The following is a 25286-nucleotide window of genomic DNA, read 5'->3' as shown; positions in this document are numbered from 1 at the left end:
TGGAATGAGGTGCGTGGATGCCGATACTCAAGCTTGACGACTGCGAGATTTACTACGAAGAGCATGGTGAGGGCCCGCCGCTGTTCTTCGTGGCGGGCTTGGGCGGAGTCGGCTCCTACTGGCAGCCGCAAATCGCGTATTTCTCGAAATTTTTCCGTGTCATCGTTCACGACCACCGGGGCACGGGCCGGAGCACGAAATCCAAGATCCGGTATTCACTGGAGCAGATGGCGGCCGATACCATTGGCATCATGGACGCCCTGGCGATTGATAGCGCTATCGTAGTCGGCCATTCGACCGGAGGCGCAATCGCTCAAATCCTTTGCCTGGAGCATCCGAATAGGGTTCAGGCAGCAGTCATGTATGCGACATGGACCAAGGCTGATACATTCTTCAAGCGCTGCTTTGAGGTGAGGCGTACCCTCTTGAAGGCAGGGCCCACCGACTATGTCCGGGGCGGATCCATATTCTTGCAGCCGAGTTGGTGGATCAGGGATGCGCCCGACATTGAGGACACCACGGTCTACGGCGACAGCTTTGATCCGGACATCGTCGATAGCAGAATTCAAGCATTGCTGGAGTTCGATCGAACAGCAGATCTTTCTCGGATCGCGACACCTGTTCTTGTCATCGGCGTGGAGAACGATCACTTGACCCCGATCTACTATTCCCGCGCCATTGCAGATGCAATTCCAGGCGCCGAGCTTGCAACGATGAAGGATGGCGCGCATGTCGCTTCCCAGATATTCTCGGACGAGTTCAATGAAATTGTGCACGACTTCATTTTGAAGCAGGAGCGCATCTTGTTAGGAAGTTGGGCGTCGGAGAAAGCCGCTCATCCATAGCATCAGCGGCTTGGGGCGATGGCCCACAGCCGCAGCGTTCAGACACTGATGGATATGCGAGCCCTTGAAAATCGTATGACAACAACGAAAAGAAAAGCAGCTTCCACCACCATGGCCGATTCCGAAAGGAAAGATCTGATCCTGGATCAGGCTGCCATCCTTTTCGCGACCAAGGAGTTCGATGGCACGTCGATGCGTGACATAGCCCGTCTCGCAGGCGTGAGCCAATCGTTGATCCACTATCATTACGAGAGCAAGGAGCAGCTTTTCGAAGCCGTATACGATCGGCACATGAAAGAAATGAATCAGATGAGAATCAGCTCCATCCGCTCATTTCTTGAAATGAAGAACGCCAAGGGGGATAAGGATATCGAGGTTCTGATCGGCATCCTTATAAGGCCATGGATAAATCTCGTTACCAGCGAAAACGAACCAAGTCGTGAGTTTGCGAAGTTTGTCATAAGAAGCGCTTATCACGACGATGATTGGTCAAGAACGGTAGCCTTAAAATACTTTAACGAAGTTCAGGATCTCGGCGTCAGTGCATTTCTGGAGATAGTACCAGAATTCGACAGGAGCATGGCCTTTCGCGCATACTTCATGATGCTTAGCATGTTCTACATGTGGCTAAGCGCGCCTAAACGGCTGTCTGATCTCGCGCACAGCGATGAAGACATGAAAAATACGGATTTACTTCTTCGACATGGCGTGACTTTCGCCGCGGCGGGAATACGAGCCCTGAGAAGCAATTGTCGAGCTAGCCGTGCATCCGCTGCCGCAGACCGACGCCAAAAGAAACCATCAACCGCCAGGCCCTTGTCGCGGACGGCATAGCGATCGAGCACATAGGGCATGGCATAGGGTGAACAGGTCAACACGCGTTCTGCCGCTGCATTCCGCATTGAGAACCAGCCCGCTGAGCAGGCTGAATGATTGGCGCGACTATCGGAGATTTCCTCAACAACTAAGCCGGTCCGTGGAATGGCTCCGAACAACCGTTCTGCGTTGTCCGAAGCCCTTCCTTTTTCTCCGGCTCCTGTGAGGCCGGCGCCAAGGCTGCACACCGAATGACACAACGACAAGCATACGAGTCTGGCAACGAACAAGAACCCGGGATTTCATTATTTATCAGTGCCCTCGGGGCAGCGCAGATATGTTCGTGGGGGACGCTGTTCTACGGATTCCCACTGATCGCCGAGGCCATGCGGATCGACCTCGGCTGGTCGAAGACCGAGCTTTACGGGGCCGCCACCTGTGGCCTGCTGCTAGCCGGCCTTGCCGCGTATCCGGTCGGGGCCGCCATCGACCGGGGCCACGGCCGCATGCTGATGGCCGGTGCCTCGGTGGTAGCGGGAGTGCTGCTGGCTGCCTGGTCGCAGGTGACCAGTCTCATTACCTTCTATGCGGTGCTCGCCATCCTTGGCTGCATGCAAGCCGCGACGCTCTACGAGCCAGCTTTCGCGGTTATCGCGCGGCGGGTCGGGCCACAAGGCGCGCGCAAGGGCATCACGGCCTTGACGTTGTGGGGCGGCTTCGCCAGTACCGTCTTTATCCCCGTGATCCAGTTCCTGATCGACACTCAAGGCTGGCGCGGTGCGCTCCTCGGTATGGCAGTCGTGAACATTGTCGTCTGCGGTGGCCTCTACTTCCTTGCCATCGACCCTGCGAAGGACGTGCCGTCTCGTACCCTCGAACCTGATGAGGCAGCCCCGCTCAGGGGGCGGGCGGCGGTCGCGGCCGCGATGCGTAAACCTGCATACTGGGGCCTCATGCTGGCCTGGATTTCCTATGCGGCTGCCTTCTCGTCGCTCACCTACCATTTCTATCCACTGTTGCTGGAACGCGGACTGGATGCGTCGGAGGTCGTGATGGTCCTGGCGGTTATCGGCCCCGCACAGGTGGCCGGCCGCGCGATGATCCGGGCCTTCGCGTCGGACGCACCCGTGCGGAAGCTGGGGTCGGCAATCGTCGTCGTCTTTCCGCTGGCCATTATAGGCTTCGCCTTCGCGCCCCCGGCGACGCTCGTCATGGCTTTCGTCGCAGCTTTCTATGGAGCGGCGAACGGCATGATCACGATTGTTCGTGGACTTGCCGTCCCGGAGATGGTCACGCGTGAGGCCTATGGGGCGGTGAACGGCTCGCTCGTCGCTCCGATGAACCTAATGCAGGCGGGGGCACCCTTGGCCGCTGCCGTGATCTGGCAGGCGAGCGGTGGTTACGGCGCAGTGCTCGCAGCGATCTTCGCCGGATCGCTGGTGCTGTGTGCTGGATTCTGGTTCGCTGCGGCATATCAAAAATAAGATGGAACTGGCTGCCGCGCAGTCGATTGGATGTTTGCTCCTAAAGATTTGAGCCTGAAGCTGCCAGTCCGCTTGCGCCCAGAGCCGTCTTCTGCCGGTTTCACATCGGATGTTATGCGACATCGGCGCTACGTCCGGTTCGCGCCCCCATGTCGGCCGCAAGGATCGGTTTCGCAGCTACCTGAAAGCAGACTTTGGTGGCGACGACGACGCTGGTTGCGTTTGTGAGACGCAACTCCCGCCCTCAACGTGAAACTACGTCATATACCACTCGGCAGGTGTGGCGCTGTAGCGGTTGAGCCCGATATCCTGCCCGCAGCAGCGCTCGTGAATCTTCCTGAAATATGGTTCGAACCGCCGGTTCAGCTTTTCGACACCGGCGTGGTGCGCGCTGAAGGCCTCATAGCGGCCGCGCAGCTCTTGCAGCAGCGCCTTCTCGTTGACCTTCGTGAGTTCGCCGCCGTCCACGACAACCTCGCCATTAACGAACACCTTGTCGATCGACGACCCGTTCTCGCAATAGACGAGATGGTTCTCCAGACTGTTCTGAGGCGTGAAGTTCAACGTCTCGAGGTCGAACAGCACAAGATCGGCGCGCTTGCCCTTTTCCAGCGAACCTATCTCGGTGTGCTGCTGCGCACTGCGCGCGCCGCCCATGGTTGCCGCGTGGATGACCTCGCCCGCGGAGGGCCAGCGGTCATAGTTTGGCGTGGTCACCTTGTGCAGCAGTCCGGCGACATGCATGACGTCGAGCATTCGGCTGGTGTCGTTGCTTGAAATGCCGTCCGACCCGAGGGCGACGTTGACGCCTGCATCCAGGAGCTTGCGGAACGGTGCTATTCCGGCACCCAGCTTCTGGTTCGAGATCGGGTTGTGGGCGATCGAGGACTGCCGCTCCGCCATCCTGGCGATATCGCTGTCGGTCACCCAGATCGAATGCGCCATGGTCGTGAGGTCGGAGAGGACGCCGAGGCTATCGATGTATTCGACCAGCGTCTTGCCGTAGAACTCGCGTCCGGTGACCGCCTGCACTTTCGTTTCCAGCACGTGGATGTGATAGGAACTCTTGATCTCACGCGCAAAATCGTGGGTCGCTTTCAGCATCTCGTCCGTACAGCGCTGCGGTCCCGAGGGCGCGACGAGGTAGCGGAGTCGATCGGAGCGATTGTGGTGCTTCTTGACCGCCGCCGTGGCGAAGTCGAGATATCCCTTCACCGTTGCCGTCTCGATCTTGAGCACCTCTTCGATAAGATCCGCGGGCAGGTATTCCCGCGTGAACGGAATGGTGTCGATGAACGGCCGATCCATGATGTTGCCCGACACGTTGGCCCGTATGCCGACCTCGTCATACGCGTCGAAGACGGCGTCGATCGCCTCCATACCCTGCGTCGGCAATTCGATAATGTCGTCGACCAGGCAGGTCACGCCGTTCTTCAACGACTCCATCGCCACGATCATCGAGCGAAGATAAATCAGGCGCGGATCGAGCGCCTTGTTGCCGACGATCGGATAGGAATAGAGCATCCAGATCTCAAGCGGCATGTTGTCGAAGCGGCCCTTGAACATCGCCTCCCAGGAATGGACGTGTCCGTTGACGAGGCCTGGCGTCACAAGCCGGTTCTGGCCATCGATCTTCTTGGCACCGTCCGGTGTCGGAACCGCCGCTCCGACATGGGCGATTTTCTGCCCCTCGATCAGTATGTCGCCCACGAAAGGACGCGTGCCGTGCTCCTTGTCGACCGCGATGATATTGGCGCCTGCGATATGCGTGATCATCCTGAACCTCCCGTATCGTATTTAAAGCAGCATGAAGGAATCGTTGGCCGTCCATGACAGGTTGACCCTGTCGCCGAACTTCAATCCGAGTTTCTGGACCGCGCGCTGCTGTTGCTGCACCTTGAACTCGGCCCCGTATTCGGTCTCGAAGAACATCGTCACGACCGAACCGATGAATTCCTCGCCACGGAATGTCGCGGCGATCTGGTTCTCACGCTGAGGCGCCTCGGCACTTTCGATGGCAACGAGATCGGCGCTGATAATGAACGTCACCTTGTCGCCGGGTGAAGGTTTGTTGGCCGCTGGCACCGAGAAGGAATTGCTGCCCGCGCGGATCATACAGTGCTCGCCGTCAATCGCGGCAACCTCGCCATCGATCAGATTGTTCATGCCGACGAATTGCGCGACGAAGCGGTTCGACGGGGCGCGATAGACCTGGTTGGGAGAGCCGAGCTGCTGGATCCTGCCTTCGTTCATCACGGCAACCAGATTGGCCATCGCCAAAGCCTCGGACTGGTTGTGCGTGACATAGATGAAGGTGATGCCGGTCTCCTGCTGAAGCGTCTTCAGCTCCGACTGCATCTTGATCCGCAGATGGGCGTCGAGCGCGCCGAGAGGCTCGTCGAGAAGCAGAATGCGGGGCTGGGTGACCAGCGCACGCGCCAGCGCCACGCGCTGCTTCTGTCCTCCGGAAAGCTGTGAGATGGCACGGTCGCGCAACTGCAAAATGCCGACGCGCTCCATCCATTCGGCAATGCGCTTCTTTATCTCGGCCTCGGGAAGCCGCATCATCTTGAGGCCGAAGGCGACGTTCTCGGCCACGCTCATGAACGGAAACAAGGCGAAGTTCTGCCAGACGAGCGGCGTGTCTCGTTCCCAAGGCTTCAACTGGTCGACACGCTTGCCGTAGCTGGCGATCTCGCCGGCAGTCGGCTGCTCCAGACCGGCGATCATGCGCAGCGTCGTCGTCTTGCCGCACCCGCTCGGACCGATGAACGCGATGAACTCGCCATCCGATATGGACAGGTTTACATCCGATACAGCGGTTGTTCCGTTGAATATCTTGGAGATATTCCGGAGCTCTATTGCTGGCGTCGATGTCATGATGGCTCCCAGGGATTCGAACTATTTCCGCGACCAGACGATGATGGCCAGGGCGGAAGAGATTAGAATCAGGCTGATCGCGAACACGATCGAGCCAATCGCATTGATCGATGCGCTGACCTGTCCCTGAAGCAGGGTCAGGATGCGCACCGGAAGGGTGACGTCGACGCCTGAGACGAACCAGGCGATCATGAATTCGTCGAACGAAAGCGCCGTGGTGATCAGCAGCGCGGCGATGATCGCGGGAAGGCAGTGAGGCACGACGACCTTGAAGATCGTCCGCGTCTGCCCGCAGCCGAGGTTCCATGCCGCCTGCTCCAGTTCGGGCGGCATGTCGGCGAGGCGCATGCGGATGACCGCGAGCGCGAAGGGAATGCACAGGATCGAGTGGCTGACGAAGATGCCGAGTGGCGATGCGGCCAGCCCCACCTGCTTCAAGAAGTTCAGCATGGCGAGACCGAGCACGATCAGCGGGATCGTCGGCGGAAGGATGATGATCGCGAGCAACGCGTTCTTGCCGGTAAACCGCCAGCGGTAGTCCATGTACGCGCCGAGGAAGCCAAGCAACGTCGCAGTGACGGAAACCGACACCGCGATCAGTATGCTCAGCACAAAGGCGTCGATGATGCTCGGATCGGCGAATACCTCATTGTACCAGTGCAGGCTGAAGCCGGTCCAGGGCAGGCTGGGGAAACGGTTCGAGTTGAACGAAAACGCGATGAGCGAGACGATCGGCAGGTAGATGAAACAGAAGACGAGGCAGACGAACGAAACCTGACCGACACGGATGAGGCGTTCCATCAGTGGGTCTCCCCGGGCTTGCGATAGGCGAAGGTGAGCGCTGCAAAGATGACGCCCATCATGGTCACGATCATCGCCATGGCGACGACGGAAGCGCGGGGCCAGTCGGACGCGGACTTCACCGTGTCGATGATCAGGATGCTCAGCGTCGGCGATCTGCCACCGCCCAGCAGCGAAGGCGCGACGAAGTCGCCGAAGGCGAGGATGAAGGCGAACGCGGCGCCGACCGTCAGGCCGACTTTTGCCGATGGCACCACCACCGCGAAGATCGTGCGCAAGCGCCCGCAGCGGAGATTGTGCGCAGCCTGAATCAAATCACGATCGATGGCGGCGATACTGGCAAACTGCAGCAGGATCACGAGCGGCAGGAAGAACGTCGCATAGCCAATCATAGTCCCGACGAAAGTGTTCAGCATCGCGACCTGACCGATCCCGACGGCCCCGAGCATGGTGTTGATAATGCCGTTGTCGGAGATGATCACCTGCCACGAATAGGTGCGGACGAGATAGCTGGTGAAGAAGGGGCAGATCAGGAGGAAGATGGCGACGATCCTGAAGCGAGGGCCTGCGTTCAGCCCCAGGAACAGGGAGACCGGAAACGCCACGATCGAGGTGATCACAGTGGCCGCCGCGGCATAGAGGAAGGTGCGCAGGTAGATGTCGTAGAAATATCCCGCCGCCAGCACCTTCTGCCAGTTGGTGAAGGTAAAGTCGGGCTTGAGACGGTAGTTCTGCACCGACCAGAACGTCATCACGACGAGGAAGATCAGCGGCACCAGAAAGAATATGACCTGCCACAGTATGGGCGGCACCGTGATCGTCGCGAAGAAAGCATTAAGCCGGCGCATGTCGGACCTTCCGTGGGGGAGGCCCCGGGTTTACCCGGGGCCAGCAGGAGCTACATGTTCTTGAATTCTGTCCAGGTCTCGTTCCAGACCTCGATCGACTGCTGAACCGGCAGCTTGCGCGGGAAGATGTTGCCCTTGCGGTACTGATCCATGACGTTCTCCTGGTCCTCTCTGAGACGCAGGCGATCGGCCCATTCCGGTTTCTCCTTGGCCATCAGCTTCCAGCCCTCCTTGTTGGGAATGGCGGCGGCATAGGAGGAGAGCGTCGCGGTCTTGACCTGCCCTTCAGGCGAGGTCGCATACTGGATGTAGCGCTTGGCGAGCTCTGGGTTCTTTGCGCCCTTGGCGATGGATAGCGATTCCGTCCACTGCAGCCCGCCTTCATCCGGTACGACGGCTTTCACCGGCCGACCCTGATCCTCCAGAAGCAGGGCGACCCAGTCGCCGATCCCCGGAACTACCCAAGCCTGGCCGTTCGCAAAGGAGGAGAAGAGGTCCGCCATCTGAAAGTAGCCGGCCGTCTGCGGCTTCAGCGAGAACAGCGTTTCGCGCAGCTTGTCGAAGGCCTCGTTCGAGATGTCATAGGGAGGCTTGTTGCCGTTGTAGAGGCTCAGTGGTTGCAGGCTGGTAAGGTACCAGTCGAACCAGCCGACCTTGCCGGTCACCTTGCTGTCCCAGAGAATCTTATAGGACTTCACTTCCTCTGCGCTGAGCTTCTCGGTGTTGTAGGCAAGCCCCAGATAGCCGAACCGCAACATCACCGCATAAAGCTGGTCATCCTTCCAGTGCTGCTCGAATTTCTGGAACTCCGGAAAAAAGTCGGCGAAAGGATAGTCTGCGGGATTCAGCGGCTCGATCTGGTCTGCGTCTACGAGTTGCTCGACCACTTCCGCGTCGGCAAGGATCACGTCGTATACGCCCTGGGGCGTCGAGTTGATGACGGCCAGAAGCTGGTCGCCGCCGACATATTCCTTCACCCTTACGCGAACCCCGTAGCGCTCCTCGAACGCGCCGACCATGTAGGGGTCGCCGTGTCCCGGCCAGGTCAGGACGTTAAGCTCCTTGCCCTTGAATTCATCCGTCGCTTCCTGCGCCCATACCCCGCGCGATGACATAGCCAGACCGGCGGCGGCGCCACCGGCGAGACCCATGAAATTTCTGCGCGAGACATCCGAGCGCAGCAGGCCCTTCTGGTTTATTCGGAACTTCGTCATTTGCCTTCTCCCCTTGGTAGCGTTCGATGCATGCTTGAGTAGAGTGCGGCGTCACCGGGGTCTTCGCGACCGCCGGTGGGTTGAACTATGGGTTCATGCCTCCGTGAACTTGCGGATGTTGTAGTGCGGTGCGCAGGTTCGCTCGAAGGCGGCCGCGGCCCGGACGACGTCGTATTCTCCCAGCGCTCGTCCCACGACCTGCAGGCCGATCGGCATGCCCGCCTCGTCGAAGCCGGCGCAGACGGAGGCGGCGGGCTGCCCGGTCAGGTTGAACGGGTAGGTGTAGAACACCCAGGAGACCAGATTTCGGTCGGCGAGGTGCTGCGGTATGTCCTGCTGCGCCTCGAGCGCGGACACGGGAAGGACCGGCGACAGGAGCAGGTCGAAGCTCTCGAAGAACGTTCTCACCTTGTCGCGCAGCGCATAGCGCTCGAACACCTTGGCGTAGTAGTCGCGCATCTCCTGCCCAAGCGCAGCCGTGAGCACTTCGGCTACGGCGGGATCGAGCAGATCGCGGTCGTTCTCGATGACTTGCCTCAGCCGCGTACCGATCCCGGCATAGAATTCGGCGATCCAGAGATCTGCCGGGTCACTGGAGAACACCTCGTCGACCCGCTCGACTTGGCAGCCCAGTTCCTCGAAGCGCATCGCCGCCGCCTCGCAGACCGCGACCACTTTCGGATCCGGACGCGCATATCCGAGCGTTGGGCTCCAGGCGATCCGCAGGCCGGCCGGAGAAGCCTTGCAGGCCGAGAGAACATCGGGCACCGGCCCAGCCACGCTGAACGGATCGCGTTCGTCATATCCCGCGACCGCAGTGAAGAGCAGCGCGACATCCTCGAAATTGCGCGCCATCGGTCCGACATGGGCAAGCGTTGGCGTGGCCGAGGTCGGCCAGACGGGAACTCGCCCGAAATGCCCCTTCAATCCCGCAAGCCCCGTGAACGAGCAAGGAATTCGGATCGACCCGCCGCCGTCGGTCCCCAATGCGAAGGGCGTGATGCCGGCAGCGACGGATGCAGCCGCACCCGCGCTCGATCCACCGGGCGTCTTCGACTGATCCCAGGGATGGCGGGTGACGCCGGTCAGGAGATTGTCGCCGACGGGCTTGGCGCCGAACTCGCTGGTGGTCGTCTTTCCGATCAGGATCGCGCCAGCCTTCTTCGCCCGTTCGACGGAAGGCGCATCGACGGTGGCCACGTTGTCGGCCATGGCGCGCGAGCCTGACGCATAGCGCACGCCGCCGACGGCGATCAGATCCTTGGCCGAGAACGGTATGCCGTGCAGCAGGCCAAGGGTCCCGTCTTTCATCACCGCGTCTTCGGCGGCCTTCGCCGCCGCCATCGCGGCTTCGGGCAGGAGGACGAAGAAACAGTTCAGCGTCGCTTGCGTCCTCTCCGCCTTGTCCAGCGCTCGGCGGGTGAGTTCGACTGGCGAAATCTCCCGGCGGGCGATCAGCCGGCGCAATTCGAATGCGCTGAGATAGTCGAATTCCGCAGACATGGCCTCTGGTCCTCCCACCTTCCGCCGGCTGGTTGCTTGGCTTCTAGCTAGCCATCGAGCAGCGCGAAGGCGCGGACTGGAGAACCGGAGCCGCCTTTGAATTTCAGCGGCACGCCGAAGAACTGAAACTCGCCCTTGCCGAGCAGCGCCTCGAGGTTGACCAGCCACTCCCAATGACTGATGCCGAGGTCGCGGCACAGCCTGTGCTGGGCGAAGATGTTATCCGTAGGCTTGTCGGTCGACGGACCCTCGACACCGTGCATGCGTGATCCACGCTCATGCAGCCAGCGGGTCGCCTCCACCGTCAGCAGCGGATTCTTCCAGACCGAGTCCAGCGAAGGATAGTTGCGCTTGTGGAAGCCCGTGCAGAGAAGCACGATGTGGCCGTTCACTTTCACGCCGGCCTTTTTCTCGGCCTGTTCCATATCCTCTGCAGTGATGTCGCCGAGATCGGGGATATGCTGCAGATCGAAGCAGACCGCCGGGCCCATGAACATGTCGAGAGGCATCTCATCGACCGGCGCACCCTTCGGATTCACATGGCGAAACGCATCGACGTGCGTGCCGACGTGATCGAGCATCGCGATGAAGTTCGTCTGGAACGTCATGGCATCGCCTTCAACGCCGAGCCCGAAGGACTTCGAACCCTCATGCGTCATGTGAGGCGCGAGGACGGGGCGCTGGAACAGCTTGTGCGCCGGCATGTTGTCCTCGATCGTCAGGCTCAGATCCACAATCTTCTTGGCCATGCTGCATCCTTTCTGTTCGATGGCTGTCCCTGGACGACGCCAGCGTTCGGCTGCGCAGCCGCAATAACGGCGCAGCCGCTGACCGCGGCGCTTCGGTCGAAAAATTGTCAGCTTGTTATCCGCGACCCAGCGGGTCAGCCGCGGAACTCATCCCGGTCGGGATTTGACGACCATGTCATCAACGTCTCCTCCAAGCGCGTCGTTGCTTTTGTTTTCTGACGCTGCGCCAGGATTAGGGGGTTATTTTTCTCGACGATCAAAGACTTTATTCCAATAGGATATATAACGAAAATTATATGTCTTATCCGGTGAAAACTGCAGTAAAATAAGGTCACGACGCCCAGATATGGCTCGTTTTCGACAGATGTCGCGAGCCATAGTCATGCGATTATAAGATTGACCAATGGATCAGCGCCCCCATTATAACGCCGCTCATCGCAAGGCACGCTCGCTGACCATGGACATCAAGCAGCTTCGCTATGTCGTGCAGATCGTGGATTCCGGAAGCGTGTCCAAGGCGGCCGAACTGCTGCGTGTGGCGCAGCCTTCGCTGAGCCTTCAGCTGCGAACCGTGGAGGAGGAACTCGGCGTCAAGCTGCTCGTCCGCCATGCGCGCGGCGTTTCGCCAACGGAAGACGGCAAGGTGTTTGTAGAACATGCCCGCAAGGTCCTGCGCGAGATGGACCAGATCCGCGAAGTCCTTTCGTCGACCTCTTCCAATCCCACCGGCCGCGTGACGGTCGGGCTCCCCACCTCCGCCTGCCGCGGCCTCTCCCTGCCGCTGACCAGGGCCGTCGCTGCCGCCTATCCAGGGATCAAGCTGCACATCGTCGAGGCGATGACAGGCAGCCTCGATGAGTGGATCGAGTCAGGCAAACTCGACATCGCGCTACTGTACAATCACAAGGCCTATGAGAATGTCGCCTGGACCGAGATGATGGTCGAGGACCTCATGGTGATCGCCGCGGCGGATTCCGAATATGCACGCCTCGATCAGGTCCAGTTTGCATCGCTTGCCGACATGCCACTCGTTCTCCCCGGCCTGCCTAACACGCTCCGCCATGTGCTTGAACGCATAGCGACGCGGCTCGACATGGAGATCGGTGTCACCATCGACTGCGACAGCCTGCAGAGCATCATCGAGCTGGTGAAGGCCGGCTACGTCACGGTATTCCCGAGTTTCGGCATGTCCCACATGATATCGTCTGGCGAGTTCCGGGCGATACCGCTCGTCAATCCGACGCCCAACTGGCGCCTGTCGGTGGTGCTGTCCAAACGAACGGCCAATACGCATTGCAGCCAGGCGATCGTTCAGCTCCTGGCTGAGACGATACGTTCGATGGTTGAAGAAAAACGGTGGCGCGCCAACCTTGATTTCTGAGTTGGAGGCGCCAGCAGGCTCGGCGGCCTATCACCTGACACGCGCAGGATGCTTCGTGCGGCCACAGCCCAGGTTAAGGAGAAGCCCGCCGAGACGCGGCCCGGTAAGGGCGCTGAAGGGCCAGGCCCCAAACCGCAGGAACGGCTCCAACGTCCGGCACGGGCATCTGCTCACTGGCTTCCTGTTCGACGACACCGGCGATCGGCTGAGCCCGGTGTTCACGGTCAAGGACGGCAAGCGCTACCGCTACTACATCTCCAACCGGCTCGAGACTACGACCCGAAGCGATCCTTCCGGTTGGCGCTTGCCGGCCGACGAGCTGGAGCGGACGGTCCTGCATCAACTCGACACGATGCTTCGGGATGACGTCAGGCTGTCCAAGTGGGCCGGCATGATGGTGCCTGCAATACTGGTGCATACCGCCATCGCCAGGGCAGAGGCGTTCCGCGATGCACTCCAGACCTCATCCCCTGAGCAAGCTAAGTCATTGAGGCGTCTCGTCCGTGCCATCCACGTGAAGCCCGGCCAAATGGTCTTCGAAGTCGATCCCCGTGCCGCGATTGGCGAGGCAGGCAATACGGGGTCTGATGATGCCGGACAGCCCGAAGTCGACCCAGTCACCATCTCAGTGCCGATGACGCTGAGACGCAGGGGTGCCGAGGCAAAGCTTGTTCTGGAAGGCCAATCGCCAAGCAGGAAACCCGATGATGGTCTCGTTGAAGCGCTGGCCAAGGCTCATGTCATGCTTGGCATGCTGACCGACGGCCCAGCCAGAACCATCGCCGAAGTGGCGAACGAAACGGCCGTCCATGTTGCCGACGTCAGCCGCATTCTCCCGCTCGCCTTCCTGGCGCCTAAGATTACCGACGCAATTCTGCGGGGTCGCCAGCCGGTCGAACTCACAGCCCGCGCCTTGATGCGCGAAGACCTGCCCCACCTCTGGACGTACCAGCTCCAGCAGTTCGGCATTTAAAGCGCGCTTGAACAGTCCTAGAATGGCACTTCACGACCATCGCTGCTGAAATCTATTGGACACGCTACCCCGCCCCTAGAGACGATCCGGCGAATACGCCGAAATCCCGGCGTCTCACCGCGTCTCTATCCCAACAGTTCTCCGTTATACGGTGCTAAGTCGCGGAAATGACGTCGTGTTTCCCGTACTGGGCGCGAGACTGAAAAATTGCCGGACTGACTGGTGAAGGAGGCAGTCCACCGATAACAAGTCTCGGATCCAAATTCCCTAAATACAGGGAAAATACAGGGAATTTCTGCAGTTTTGGCCACATTCGACGGAATCTCGCGCCGAATTATTGCGTAAGCGCAATGGCTTGGCAGTAAATTCCCTGGTCCGTGGAACAGGGAATTTAATACGGACTTTCAGGAGTTTCACACAAAGATCAGGGAAGAGTTTTGAGCTCAGCAGGGAAGGGAGCGCCTCGAAAGTTCAATCGTCGTCGTTCGGATCGTCCGCTTCAATTTGCAACAAGATGATGGAGTGCCCATTCTCCTGTCGCATCACCTGAATGGCCAAGACTTTCGCCCGCTGCAGACCGGGCCAATCGAGCGGATCGGCCTCCTCGACGTCCGAGATGCTGCTGTCTCGGCCGACATTGGGCAATGGGGGTAGCGGATCACCTTTGTGGAGGCCGATGTAGGGAAAGCCAATGCCGCGATCTGCGTATTGGTAGCAGCCTTCATAACCAAAAATGACCGCCAGCCGTTCACGGTGCGAATTCACATATCGCCTGGCGGCAGCAGTTTTGCTTATCTCAAGTGCGGCGTGCATTGCCAGCACATGTTCGAGGTCAGGCAAACGGTTCAGGTACCGAGAGATCAGTCTTTTGGGAGCCAGTAGTTCGATCGCGAACTGATTGGCCTCCGTTTCCTGGCGAACGTGAACGTCATTGCCCGAGGGAATGGCCATGTCTCTTTTGTTGCACACAAAGCCTTTTCTGGAAGTCTGCTTGTGCCAGCCGCACAGGAAATGACCGAGTTCATGCGCGAGCGAATAACGCCGGCGATATGGGGATGACCGACTGTTGAGAAGAATGGAGCCACTGCTGCGTTCCGGGTCCGTCACTAGCACAGCCTCGAATTCGCGAAGCGGCCTTTCCCTGATCTCATCGATGCCGAGGCGAAGAGCGATCTGATCGACAGGGACCGGCGCCGCAATGTTACCGAGCTGCCGGTGCATTTCCGATGCAATTCGGTCAACCGAAAGGGCTACGTCATCGACCGCCATGCGGTCGAGATCAGGAAGCGGCACGACCCTTCTTCCGGTTTATGAAGGACTGGATCATGTCCTCAATGTGCCCGAGGTCGTCTGCATCAATCTCTTTCGCCAACCTGAACATGCTGGCGATACGCTGGTCGGCATCCAGCGCATCGATATCCTCTTCGACAAGCGAAGTGACCGAAACCGCGAAGTGATCCGCCAAGCCCTTGATGACAAGAAGCGATGGGTTGGCAGTGCGGCCTTTCTCAAGTTCCCAAATATGGGTCTTCGTCACGCCGACTGCATCGGCGACATGCTGTAGCGACTGCTTGGCGTCGCGCCTGAGTGCTGCGATGCGAGCTCCAAAGCCCATTGCCTTCCTCCTGGGTGGTAGCGCGAACAACATAGAAGGGCTCATCGATTTCGTCAACGTGATCTGACGATCGTGTACGCAGGTATTGCCGCCCGGTCGTTATTATGATCTTACTAAGACGACAGGTGCCCTGATTCTGCCGAAAGGGATTCGCATGGCCGACCTTCACATCGAAATGCTCTCCGGCGCGCAACTGCGCCCTTGGGCGAAGAATGCTCGCACCCACTCCAAAAAGCAGGTGAAGCAGATTGCGGACTCGATCCGCAGCTTTGGGTTTACCAACCCAATTCTCATCGACAACGCCAATACGATCCTCGCCGGGCACGGCCGGGTGGAAGCTGCAAAGCTTCTGGGCATGACCGAGGTGCCCTGCGTCCGGCTCGAGCACATGACGCCGGAACAGAAGCGAGCTTATGTGATTGCCGACAACAAGCTGGCGCTGAACGCCGGCTGGGACGACGAGATCCTGGCCGAGGAGTTGAGAGGCCTGCTGGAGATCGACTTCAACGTCGAACTGACCGGCTTTTCGATCTCCGAGATCGACAGCCTGGTCGAGGGATTGATTCCGGAAGAACCCAGCGATCCCGATGACGACATCGTTCCCGACATCGAGGACGGAACTCGACGCTGCCGACCGGGCGACATCTGGCAGCTTGGACCGCACAAGCTGGTGTGTGGCTCAGCACTCGACAGGGAGGTTGTCGCCTCCCTGATGAACGGCGAGCTGGCGCAAATGGTCTTTGCGGACCCGCCCTACAACGTCCGGATCGACGGCCATGTCGGCAACTCCGGTGCAGTAAAGCACCGCGAGTTCGCAATGGCGTCGGGCGAGATGTCGGTGGTCGAGTTCACCGCCTTTCTGCGCACCAGCTTCGAAAACCTCGTCCGATTTAGCGTCGACGGCTCCATCCACTTCATCTGCATGGACTGGCGGCACATGTCCGAGATGCTCGCTGCGGCCGATGGCGTCTATGCCGAGCTGAAGAATCTCATTGTCTGGGCGAAGGACAATGGCGGTATGGGAAGCTTCTACCGTTCCCGCCATGAACTGATCTTCGCTTTCAAGAACGGCACCGCCCCGCACATAAACACATTCGAGCTCGGCCAGCACGGACGCTATCGCACCAATGTCTGGCAGTACCGCGGCGTGAATACGCTGAAGGCCGGCAGGATGGATGAACTGTCTCTGCATCCGACAGTGAAGCCAGTGCAGATGATCGCCGACGCCATCAAGGACGTGTCGGCCCGCGGCGGAATTGTGCTCGATCTCTTCGGCGGTTCCGGCTCCACATTGATTGCCGCGCACAAGACCGGCCGCCGCGGATATCTCTGCGAACTCGATCCGATCTACTGCGATAGGATTATCAGGCGCTGGGAAGCCTATGCCAAGGATGAGGCAGAACTTGTGGCCTGCGGCATCGATGCCAATCGGCCGCCCGAAATCAGGGTGGCAGCCTGATGGCCTCCGACGACGAGAAGCGGCGCAAGGCGCTCACAGTTGGCCCGGCCGGCCCGAGTTACGAAGTCGGATATCGCAAGCCGCCGGCAACGACCCGCTTTAAACCTGGTCAGTCGGGCAATCCTCGGGGACGGCCAAAAGGCCGCACCAACAAGCCCAAGCCGCCGGCGCTCAACGAAGAGCGCATGAAGTCTATCCTGCTGCAAGAGGCCTATCGCACCATCAAAGTCAACGAGGGTGCCGGGCAGATCAGCGTGCCGATGGCGCAAGCGGTTATTCGCTCACTCGCCGTCAATGCAGTCAAGGGCAATCAGCGAGCTCAACGCCTGTTCACCGAGCTTCTCTTCACCACGGAGCGCGAGAACAAGCGTCTGCATGACGAGTTCCTTGATGTCGCCATCAACTACAAGATCGAATGGGAACGCGAGCTTGCGCGGCGGGAACGGCTTGGCATTACAGGCGGCGAAGAGCCTTTGCCCCATCCCGACCATGTCGTCATCAATGTCCGGACAGGTGAGATATCGATCAAAGGCCCGGCAACCAAGGAAGAGAAGGCACGCTACGATCTTTTTGCCAAAGGCAAGGTCGAATTCACGGCTGAACTGGAGGAACTCGAACAGCTCCTCATCGACGAGCCCCAATACCGAGAGCAGATTCTCGCCGACATCGAGCACACGAAAAAGATGCTTGATCTGGTGAAGCGGGTGATACCCGATTGAAGTTCATTGGGCTTGGCGCAAGGAGAATGTTTGACCGGAAGGGGGCCGACAGCTGACTGTCCGGTTGTGGCCGATAAAGCGAGAGAGCCGACCTTTGGCCAATGTCCTCGTACCGTCGCTTGAGGCGCTGGCGTCGCCACCCGAACCCGCCCAGTTGCCTAACGCGGCGGCAACCGGGCCGCGTGCCGGCCTCCAGGCTCACGTGATCCATCGGAACATGGCGAAGTGTAGAGAGGCACCAGTCGCTTCCGGGCTGGAGACTCTGGTTGACGTGGGCGAGCAACGTTGTGGCTTCCTCGCAAGTTGCAATCAGGCCTTGCCCAGACCAACCTCCGATATTTCGTCCGTGCTCAGGGTGGCTCACTGATAGTCCGGCGGCCCTTCGGCCGGTAGCTCTGCATCGTCAGGCCTGCGGGGCTCGTCCGGGAGCCGAGCAGGTCCAGCGCGAGGTCCGCTCCGTCCTGCGGGAATAGGCGCTGTCCCTGTCCGACGATAACCGGATAGATCACCAGGTCGATCTGTCGACCAGATCCAGCGACAGAAGCGCGCGAACCAGCTTGCCGCTGCCGGGAACCCCCAGCGTTCCGTCAAGGGTTGTGACCACCGAGGAGGCAAGGAGAAGATCGGTCAGGGGAGTGTCATTCTGTGGTCCTGTCAGTTTCATTCCAGGGCCGCTTCACCTGCCAGCGCAGGTGGGTCGCATTGGGGTTGAACGTCGCTGCCGATGGCGTCAGGGCCAGAACTTGCAATATCCGTCGAAGAACCGTTCGCCTCGGCCGAGGACGATCGGGATCAGATGCACCCGCAGTTCATCGACGAGGTGGCTGCCAAATACTGCAGGGCAAGGGTTGCACCGCCCATGATGCAGACGTCCTGTTCGCCGGCCAGCTTGCGAGCTCTCGCTATGGCAGGGAGAATCCCGCCGGTCACGAACTCGAAGCTGGTCTTCGTCCGGTGAACCGGCGCGGCCTCCCGATGAGTCACGACCACGCAAGGGAGCCCGAAGGCGCCATCTTCGCCCCAGACGTCGATTGCCACATCAAACGTGCGAGGGCCGATCAGGACCGCACCGGTCCCTTCGAACATGGCGGCGGCTTGGCGCCTGATCGGCCTTACGCCAGCATGCCATTCGTAAGCTTGTGGCCATGGTCGCCCATCGGAACCTGAGCAGAGACGTTCGGACCCGCAATGATCCCGTCCAGTGAGAGGCTGACCTCAATGAAGACCTTGCTCATATTGCATTCCCCGCTTTGGCGTCGGCAACGATCCGGGCGACTGCCTTGACAAGTGGGGTCGTTCCTCGACGGTCTTCCCGGCCGCCCTCGCGCGCTATGCGGCCCGTGGCCAGACCATCGTACATGCCGAGAAGCGCGTCCGCGACCTCTGGAGGCACACCAGCCTGCGCATAGACCGACGGGCGATCGGCCTCGGGCACGAAGACGGGCTGGATCGGGCGGCCGAGGACGGTCGCAAAGGCATCCGCCACGTCGCGCGCGCTCCAGTCCGCCGGTCCGCCAAGCTCCACGATGCGCTGTCCGCTCCATGTCTCGGACAGAAGGGAGGCAGCGGTTCGACCGACGTCGATCGTGCTGACCATCGGCATCTTGAGGTCGGGTTCGGTGAAGGTCGGCAGAACGGCGTCGGCCAGGACAGCCCCCACAACCTCGCTCCAAGTCTCTACATAATAGCCGGGGCGCAGGAAGGCGGTGGCCTGAGACACATCGGACAGTAGGGCTTCCATCCGGTGAAGGGTCGCGATCACCCCGGTCCCGGTGGCATGCTGCGCCCCGACCGAGGACAGGACGACCGCTGGCTTAAGCCGGAAGGAAATTTGGTTGCTTATCGAAAACTTTGGTAGGGATCGCGAGAAAGTTATGCGCATTGTGAAGGCCATATCAGAAAGCCGCAAGGGGTGAGGCCAGCGCGTGAATCGATGCATCGAGCAGTCTGCACCCATTCCGAAATCAATGTAACATAACTTGGCGGCGTGCTTGCTTCCCCACAGGATCACCGGACGTTATCGTCGATGGCCGGCACTGTCGTCCAAATACTGCGATGCTGAGGCCGCCAGCAAGCATGGCGGTCCTCTACGGATCCTTCTTACTCAGCCATTTGTTAAATAACCGAGTTATCTGTCCAACGTGCGCCGTCCCCGTTCCCGCACCTCTAACCAATGCCGACACAATCTTGGAGGGTTTTTTAATGCGACGGAGTTGGCGCCGCTGCGCTAAATGCAGCCAAGTGATTACGGCCGCCAGAATTAGTACCGCGCTTGCATGCATCACGATTGCATTTGTAAAGCGCGAGCTAATGCTGGTCCCTTGGCCGCTGTGCTTCGATCGATCTTAGGATTTCGCATTCTTGTCGGGCATGGCCCAAGCTTTTGGGCAGCGATAAGTAACGCCGCCACTCGGCCATTTTTGGAACACCGCGGCGTAGCGCTTAGGCAGCCACGGTCACCGTTTGCCCGTCCCTCGAAGCCAAGATAACGCGGAACAAGATGATTTGCTGGAGGTTCGGTCGCCAAAGGAGAGTTTGGTATGCAATCCAGAATTATGCCGGTCTGCCTGCTTCTCCTGGCGTTGATAGCAATCGTAACCATTACGCTGTTCGCTTAACGCGACTAGCTCTCGGAAAGTAGTTCAGTGGTTAAACTGGAAAATGCGATCACCATCGCTGCAACAATTTTCGTTATCGCGATTTTCGTTGTCGCCCTGCTTCCCGCAATTGTCACGGGCTAATAAGCAAACTGGTTCGAGATGACATGAACGCGCTTGCCACTGGGTGCTGCCCAAGTTAGCGGAATGGAGGTGGAATTGTGCGCAAGTCTGGCCGGCCAATTGCGTTTTGATGGTGGCAAGATCCGTCTCCGTGAGACGGAGATGTGCGCGGATCATCTGCTCTGACAGACCCGCCCGCACCATACGCCAGACTGCTAACGTAAGGGTCTTGCTGTCGAGGTTGTTGTTAGCTGCGAGCATCTAGGCAATCCGTGAAGGCGGATCCCCAACCTGCATCAAGAGCGTTTGTTCCTTCGGATCGGCTCTGGCCGCGTCAGTTTTTCCTGCATCTCGCCGAGGCTGCATTTGGCTATGCCAAATCGCCAGCGATGGTTCGTGGTGCGAACACGGCTTTGATATACGAGCATCAATTCCTGGTTATCTATCAGAACCGTGGAGTGACCATTCTCACCTGGCTCGCCAGGGGTCAGCACCGGCCCCAGTGTTTTATATGGCCCTTCGACTTTGTCAGCGATCGCAAAGAAGACGCGCTGACGATTTCCACGTTCGCCCTCGGGGAGGAAACAGGTCGCGTTGAGCAGAACCCGACCGTCAGGAAGCTCAACCAACTGCGCGCCCTCGATGCCGCATTCGTAGTCTGGATGTTCCCGAGAATTGTGGTGGGGAAGGTCCTGGTGGTCCATAATTTTACCGACTCGGACCCAAGGCCCAAACCAAGTGTTGGTGCTGCTTTGGGCGAGATAGATATCTGGTTGCGGGACGCGGGAGAATGTCGGCATGCCCGAATACACGATATAGCGTGCGCCGTTGACCACCGCAGGATGTGGATCGTACAGCCCGTCTTCGTCCGTATCCGGAATCGACAAGATCGCTGGGTTAAGCACCACCCAAGTGAAACCGTCGTTCGAGACTGCGTGCTCACAGCGCCCGCCGGAGAACCTGAACTCCGTCTGGATAAACATATGAAACACGCCGGCATCGTATGTCACGCCCGGCGCCGCCACCCCCGACCCGCTGATGCCAAGCGAAATGATATCGTGTTCGGTCCAAGGCCCGTTCAAGCTGGGTGCCGTGGCATGGAAAATGCCCCACGTTTCCGTGGTTACCGTGCCCCCTGACCCGAATATGTGCCAAAGTTTCCCGTCGAAAACCGGGCACGGGTCCTTCAGATCGTCCAGCGCAGCCGGCTGGAACAGAGGAAGACGTTGCTCTCGAACGAAATTTTCATCGCAATTTGACCTGCGGTCACCCGGGCATTCGATCACATTGCATGTGATTCAAAAAGCAGGCAATCTAACGGTGGCGCCGATCAACACTAAATTCTAAGACGCCGCAGCATCGCCCCTTCATGCGGCGGTTGACACGTCGAACGGACGCTCCAGTCGCGTGTAGAGTTCCACTTCGGCATCGACGGGCGGTGAGGTAGCAACACGTTCAAACGCCAGTTGTTGGCTCTGTCCTGCCCTCGCAACCCTGAACCAGCCGCAGGTTCCGTCGATAACCAGATCCAGGAAGGCGTGGATAGCTTCAGCGGCGGCGATGCTGTGGTCGAATTGGACCACGAGCGAATCCTGTGCAAGCGCCTTATAGTGGCATGTCAGCGTCAACTGCCGCGGCTCGCCTTCGTATTCCCTATGGAGCGCGGAGCCACCGTGAGCTTGGATCGTCGCGTATGGCTCCCCTGCGGGTGATGTAGCTTCCGCCATGTCGAGCCGCCGAAGGGCGCAGCACTCCTTGAGAACATCTTCCAGCCCTCCTGAGCTGGACACTTCGATCGGCTGGGGACGACCGTACCTGTTATCAGGCCTCCACCAGCCGCTGCGGGCAAGCGCCGGGTGATCAAAACTGCCCGACCGCGCCAACGCTAGAGCCGCGGATGCGATAACCGTCGGTCTCGGCGGATCGAATCGTATGTCAAATGCTCCAGGTTCATAAAAGCCGTCGCGGCGAGTCAAAAGCGAATTCCAATCCGTCGACCCAAATAACGACCAGACCGCTACGGCGCGCACGTCAACGCTCAGGTTTCGTGCTGCATTAGCCGCATTCCAGCCGTCCATCAGCCACCGCAGCTGCTCTTCCCGGGTACATCCGTTGTGCACCTCGGTAAGGGCAAGCGGTAATCCGTATCTCTCCCAGGCTTCGCAAATTCGAGGCAAGAAGCCACTCTCACATTCTGGCACGCCGGCGCGTGCGGCAGCTATGTCCACGTAACTATCTCGGCCATTCCCGCCCGGTACATCGCCCGGATGGCGCTCTATGCGTTCGTCCAGGAAACGGTCGCTCGTCAGGTAGTGATCGATGCCGATGATGTCTGGAATACAGGGATGATCGGCAAGTTCTTCCAGATGACCTTCGTCGACCCCGTGGTCCAGCAATCGGCGATGAAATGGGTGGCCGTTGCTCACACGCCCGGCGAGCAGATCGAGGGCAAGCCAACGGCGTTCATTCTCGTAATCAGCCTGATACTGAAGCGATTCCGTCGCAAACACTCGGCCGATGTCCTCGGTTTGGATGAGCTTCGCTGTCGGGGAAACTCGCCGCAACTCCTTCATGCACGCCGAAATCGCGCGACACTCCGACACCACTATTCGGAAGCAGGTGGCTTCGTCGCGGCCATGCGGGTACCAGTGCCCGTAGAGTCCGCACAGTCTCGCGGTGGTCATTGGCTCATTAATGGGCGTAAAGCGTTCCAACCAAGGATATCGCAGGGCTACGTCCCGGGCGTGTCTTGCGAGCGATGCCGGGAAGGCCGGATCGAGTATATCGCAATGACCCGGCCCCGAACCATGATGCACCAGCCCGACAATTGGAGAAATCCCCGCTGCGCGCAAACGCCCGAGTTGGTAATCGTGCCAACTAAAGTCTTGCCCGCCCGGTGCACTGGACACTGTCTCCCACAGAACCGGGTAGCGGAGCGTCTTAATCCCCAGCGAAGCTATCAGCTGAAGGTCTTGGGGGCGGTTTCTGTGTCCGGTGTCGACAATCTGATCACGAATGTCATCGCCGATCCGGACTCTGGAACACTCGAGACCGCCCCAGATTTCAAGGCGGTTGATTTTGCTCACTGCGCCGCCTCGACAAAGGCGGCGGCCGGTTGGGTGTCTCGCGTCTGGATTCGTGCGAATGTAGCCAAAGCCTGACCTACCACCTGGTCCATGTTGTAATAGCGATATGTCGCCAGGCGACCGACGAACCAGGTGTCTGACTGGGCGTCCGCCAACGCCAGATATCTCTTGTACAGCGCTTCATTCTCCGGTCGAGGAACGGGGTAGTAAGGATCGCCCGTATCAGTCGGGTATTCGTAGGTCAGGCTTGTCTGGCTGTGACGCTGACCGGTCAAATGCTTATATTCGGTGATACGCGTGTACTGTTCGGTCTGCGGGTAGTTGACGACGGCGACCGGTTGGAACTGCTCTCTATCGAGCGTGACGTGCTTGAAGTCGAGCGATCGGTAGGGCAACCGCCCGAGTTTCCAGTCGAAGAATTCGTCTATTGGCCCTGTGAAGATCAGTTGCCGATGCGGGATGAGATGACGAATTTCACGGTAGTCCGTCTGAAGGAGTACCTTTATCCTCGGATGGGTTAGCATGCGCTCGAACATTCTGGTGTAGCCGTGCGCAGGCATGCACTGAAAGCTATCACTGAAATAACGGTCGTCCCGGTTGGTGCGGGTTGGTACTCTCGCGGTTACGGACTTACTGAGTTCGGACGGCTCGACGCCCCACTGCTTCCTCGTATAGCCGCGGAAAAATTTTTCGTAGAGTTCTCGGCCGATTGTACTGACGACGACGTCCTCGGATGTGCGCACCTCATCCACGATTTCTCGTTTAGACGCGAAGAACTCTTCCAGTTGCTCTGAAGTCAGGTCGAGATCGTAAAGCTTGTTGATCGTATCGAGGTTGATCGGGATCGGCAGAAGTTTGTCGTCCACTGCTGAGAGGACTCTGTGCTCGTAGGGGCGCCAAGCTGTAAACTGCGACAGGTAGTCGACGATCGATTGCGCGTTGGTGTGGAATATGTGCGGACCATATCGGTGGACCAAAATACCGGCGTCGTCATAGCAGTCGTAAGCGTTCCCTCCGATGTGGCTACGCCGGTCGATGATCAGAACGGATTCTCCCCGCTGCGTTGCAATTCGCTCGGCCAGAACACTGCCAGCGAAGCCAGCGCCTACGATCAGCCAATCAAACATGACTTAGGCTCCTTTTGCATGAGGACGATGTCATTGCCGGCCTTGATCGACGAGATGTGCGCCAACATCGAGCTCCATGTTTTGTCCCAGGATTTTCCGGCCAAAAACGCATCCACTTTGCCGAGCCAGGTTGCATCGCCTTTCCTGGCGAGCGCCTTCCGCAGCTCCTGGACGATGTTGTCCGAACTCGCGATCCCAACGAGCCCCATGACGCCATAGGGTCGGACCACATCGGCGATTGCCGTCGAAACTACCGGCAGCCCGGCGGCGAGAAATTCTGGCGTTTTGGTGGGACTTATGAATCGGGTCGATTCGTTCAGTGCAAACGGCATCCATCCAGCCGACCAGTGCCTCAGGTAGGAGGGAAGTTCGTCATAGGACTTGCTGCCCAGCCAGTGCAGGTTGGCCGCACGCGGAAGAGTAGCAGGATCGATCTTCACCACCGGGCCAAGCATCACAAACTGGCAGTCCGGCATGCTCGTCGCCGTACTTGCGACCAACCCCAGGTCCATCCGTTCATCGATGACGCCGAAAAAGCCAATGCGCGGGTGTGGAATCAGGTGTTGACCGGCAGGGTCTTCGAGGTGCCGGCGCGCCTTGCCGAAATGTTCGGCATCGATGCTGCTCGGGAAGGCATAAACGTACGGATGCTGGGTTCGCTTCGCCTGATAGAGGCTGTCGCCTCCGGTAAACACAAGATCGGCGGTCGCGAAGAGTTGCTTTTCGTACTCTATGAGACGGGCCGGCGGATCCTTAAAGCCCGACAATTCATCCATGCAGTCATAGATGCAAATGTCTGGGCGCAGGTGGGCGCTGAAGGGCAGCGCCATCGGCGTGTAGTACCACGTGACTAGCTTCGAATGCTGATCATGTAGCAGCAACTGGTCGAGAAGGCTGCGTTGCATCGCGACGTTGGTCGTGTCGTCGATTCCGGGCGGCAAGACAGGTGTAACCACGCTCAGACCCGGTGCCGGCACATTTATCCGTACGTGCGGATCATCAACCGCTTCGAAGGCGGGTTCTTCTAAGTAGATCACTCTATACTCCGCAGATGCTTTTGTGAGTA

The 25286-nt window shown here is 59.2% G+C and carries 25 protein-coding genes; 7 read left to right on the top strand and 18 right to left on the bottom strand.

What is annotated here, in order from left to right:
• Window positions 1-17 precede the first annotated feature (17 nt).
• The 3 genes from D8676_RS18560 (at window position 18) to D8676_RS18550 (ending at window position 3145) form a co-directional block, all read left to right on the top strand.
• The gene (locus tag D8676_RS18560; protein ID WP_121582584.1) at window positions 18-845 is read left to right on the top strand and encodes an alpha/beta fold hydrolase; all 828 of its coding nucleotides are present in this window, start codon (window positions 18-20) and stop codon (window positions 843-845) included.
• Window positions 846-863: 18 nt separating this feature from the next.
• Window positions 864-1679, top strand: a complete 816-nt coding sequence (locus D8676_RS18555; RefSeq protein WP_121582583.1) for a TetR/AcrR family transcriptional regulator — start codon at window positions 864-866, stop codon at window positions 1677-1679.
• Between the two features lie 233 nt (window positions 1680-1912).
• A complete protein-coding gene (locus tag D8676_RS18550; protein ID WP_121582582.1) occupies window positions 1913-3145 on the top strand; it encodes an MFS transporter in 1233 nt (410 codons plus the stop codon).
• Between the two features lie 255 nt (window positions 3146-3400).
• On the opposite strand, the gene D8676_RS18545 is transcribed toward D8676_RS18550, so the two are convergent.
• From D8676_RS18545 to D8676_RS18515, 7 genes are all read right to left on the bottom strand, one after another.
• Window positions 3401-4921 carry an amidohydrolase gene (locus D8676_RS18545; protein ID WP_121582581.1) on the bottom strand — a complete coding sequence of 507 codons (1521 nt, stop codon included), beginning with the start codon at window positions 4919-4921 and terminating at the stop codon, window positions 3401-3403.
• A 21-nt stretch (window positions 4922-4942) separates the two neighbouring features.
• Window positions 4943-6025: an ABC transporter ATP-binding protein gene (locus D8676_RS18540; protein WP_121582580.1), complete on the bottom strand. Its 1083-nt coding sequence runs from the start codon at window positions 6023-6025 to the stop codon at window positions 4943-4945.
• Window positions 6026-6046: 21 nt separating this feature from the next.
• Complete coding sequence (locus D8676_RS18535) at window positions 6047-6826, bottom strand: ABC transporter permease (RefSeq protein ID WP_121582579.1); 780 nt, start codon at window positions 6824-6826, stop codon at window positions 6047-6049.
• Window positions 6826-7674 (bottom strand): ABC transporter permease, encoded by an 849-nt coding sequence (locus D8676_RS18530; RefSeq protein ID WP_121582578.1) that lies wholly within the window; start codon window positions 7672-7674, stop codon window positions 6826-6828. Before D8676_RS18530 ends, D8676_RS18535 begins: the two co-directional genes overlap by 1 nt.
• A 50-nt stretch (window positions 7675-7724) precedes the next feature.
• Complete coding sequence (locus tag D8676_RS18525) at window positions 7725-8888, bottom strand: spermidine/putrescine ABC transporter substrate-binding protein (RefSeq protein WP_121582577.1); 1164 nt, start codon at window positions 8886-8888, stop codon at window positions 7725-7727.
• A gap of 93 nt (window positions 8889-8981) precedes the next feature.
• Entirely contained in the window at window positions 8982-10391 is a 1410-nt protein-coding gene (locus D8676_RS18520; RefSeq protein WP_121582576.1) for an amidase family protein, read from the bottom strand.
• Window positions 10392-10438: 47 nt separating this feature from the next.
• Entirely contained in the window at window positions 10439-11140 is a 702-nt protein-coding gene (locus tag D8676_RS18515; protein WP_121582575.1) for a cyclase family protein, read from the bottom strand.
• Between the two features lie 403 nt (window positions 11141-11543).
• On the opposite strand from D8676_RS18515, the gene D8676_RS27695 reads away from it, so the two are divergent.
• Window positions 11544-12521 carry a LysR substrate-binding domain-containing protein gene (locus D8676_RS27695; protein ID WP_245426892.1) on the top strand — a complete coding sequence of 326 codons (978 nt, stop codon included), beginning with the start codon at window positions 11544-11546 and terminating at the stop codon, window positions 12519-12521.
• Window positions 12484-13494, top strand: a complete 1011-nt coding sequence (locus D8676_RS27690) for a hypothetical protein (RefSeq protein WP_147448221.1) — start codon at window positions 12484-12486, stop codon at window positions 13492-13494. The genes D8676_RS27695 and D8676_RS27690 overlap by 38 nt, the downstream gene beginning before the upstream one ends.
• A gap of 471 nt (window positions 13495-13965) precedes the next feature.
• On the opposite strand, the gene D8676_RS18500 is transcribed toward D8676_RS27690, so the two are convergent.
• Complete coding sequence (locus D8676_RS18500; RefSeq protein ID WP_121582572.1) at window positions 13966-14787, bottom strand: ImmA/IrrE family metallo-endopeptidase; 822 nt, start codon at window positions 14785-14787, stop codon at window positions 13966-13968.
• Window positions 14774-15109, bottom strand: a complete 336-nt coding sequence (locus tag D8676_RS18495; protein ID WP_121582571.1) for a helix-turn-helix domain-containing protein — start codon at window positions 15107-15109, stop codon at window positions 14774-14776. Before D8676_RS18495 ends, D8676_RS18500 begins: the two co-directional genes overlap by 14 nt.
• A gap of 154 nt (window positions 15110-15263) precedes the next feature.
• On the opposite strand from D8676_RS18495, the gene D8676_RS18490 reads away from it, so the two are divergent.
• The gene (locus D8676_RS18490; protein ID WP_121582570.1) at window positions 15264-16568 is read left to right on the top strand and encodes a DNA methyltransferase; all 1305 of its coding nucleotides are present in this window, start codon (window positions 15264-15266) and stop codon (window positions 16566-16568) included.
• Window positions 16568-17287, top strand: a complete 720-nt coding sequence (locus D8676_RS18485) for a DUF5681 domain-containing protein (RefSeq protein WP_121582569.1) — start codon at window positions 16568-16570, stop codon at window positions 17285-17287. Before D8676_RS18490 ends, D8676_RS18485 begins: the two co-directional genes overlap by 1 nt.
• 505 nt (window positions 17288-17792) lie before the next feature.
• Here D8676_RS18485 and D8676_RS27385 read toward each other — a convergent pair.
• The 9 genes from D8676_RS27385 to D8676_RS18455 all read right to left on the bottom strand — a co-directional run bounded on the left by D8676_RS27385 (window position 17793) and on the right by D8676_RS18455 (window position 25257).
• Window positions 17793-17951: a hypothetical protein gene (locus D8676_RS27385; protein WP_183097151.1), complete on the bottom strand. Its 159-nt coding sequence runs from the start codon at window positions 17949-17951 to the stop codon at window positions 17793-17795.
• A gap of 128 nt (window positions 17952-18079) precedes the next feature.
• Entirely contained in the window at window positions 18080-18373 is a 294-nt protein-coding gene (locus D8676_RS18480; RefSeq protein ID WP_121582568.1) for a hypothetical protein, read from the bottom strand.
• A gap of 26 nt (window positions 18374-18399) precedes the next feature.
• The gene (locus D8676_RS27855) at window positions 18400-18522 is read right to left on the bottom strand and encodes a hypothetical protein (protein ID WP_281034288.1); all 123 of its coding nucleotides are present in this window, start codon (window positions 18520-18522) and stop codon (window positions 18400-18402) included.
• Complete coding sequence (locus D8676_RS18475; protein WP_147448220.1) at window positions 18519-19298, bottom strand: hypothetical protein; 780 nt, start codon at window positions 19296-19298, stop codon at window positions 18519-18521. Before D8676_RS18475 ends, D8676_RS27855 begins: the two co-directional genes overlap by 4 nt.
• A gap of 631 nt (window positions 19299-19929) precedes the next feature.
• Window positions 19930-20268 carry a hypothetical protein gene (locus D8676_RS27065; protein ID WP_147448219.1) on the bottom strand — a complete coding sequence of 113 codons (339 nt, stop codon included), beginning with the start codon at window positions 20266-20268 and terminating at the stop codon, window positions 19930-19932.
• 35 nt (window positions 20269-20303) lie between these two features.
• Window positions 20304-21017, bottom strand: coding sequence for a hypothetical protein (locus tag D8676_RS18470; protein ID WP_183097150.1), 714 nt, complete (start codon window positions 21015-21017; stop codon window positions 20304-20306).
• Window positions 21018-21374: 357 nt separating this feature from the next.
• Entirely contained in the window at window positions 21375-23093 is a 1719-nt protein-coding gene (locus tag D8676_RS18465; protein ID WP_183097149.1) for a glycoside hydrolase, read from the bottom strand.
• Window positions 23090-24220 carry a UDP-galactopyranose mutase gene (glf, locus tag D8676_RS18460; protein WP_121582566.1) on the bottom strand — a complete coding sequence of 377 codons (1131 nt, stop codon included), beginning with the start codon at window positions 24218-24220 and terminating at the stop codon, window positions 23090-23092. Before glf ends, D8676_RS18465 begins: the two co-directional genes overlap by 4 nt.
• Window positions 24205-25257: a glycosyltransferase family 1 protein gene (locus D8676_RS18455; protein ID WP_245426890.1), complete on the bottom strand. Its 1053-nt coding sequence runs from the start codon at window positions 25255-25257 to the stop codon at window positions 24205-24207. Before D8676_RS18455 ends, glf begins: the two co-directional genes overlap by 16 nt.
• Window positions 25258-25286: the final 29 nt, after the last annotated feature.

The organism is Mesorhizobium sp. YM1C-6-2, from assembly GCF_003666685.1.
In the GTDB taxonomy this organism is placed as follows: domain Bacteria; phylum Pseudomonadota; class Alphaproteobacteria; order Rhizobiales; family Rhizobiaceae; genus Mesorhizobium_K.
Note: the sequence above shows the minus strand (reverse complement) of the source record. Positions and strands in the feature narration are given on the sequence as shown.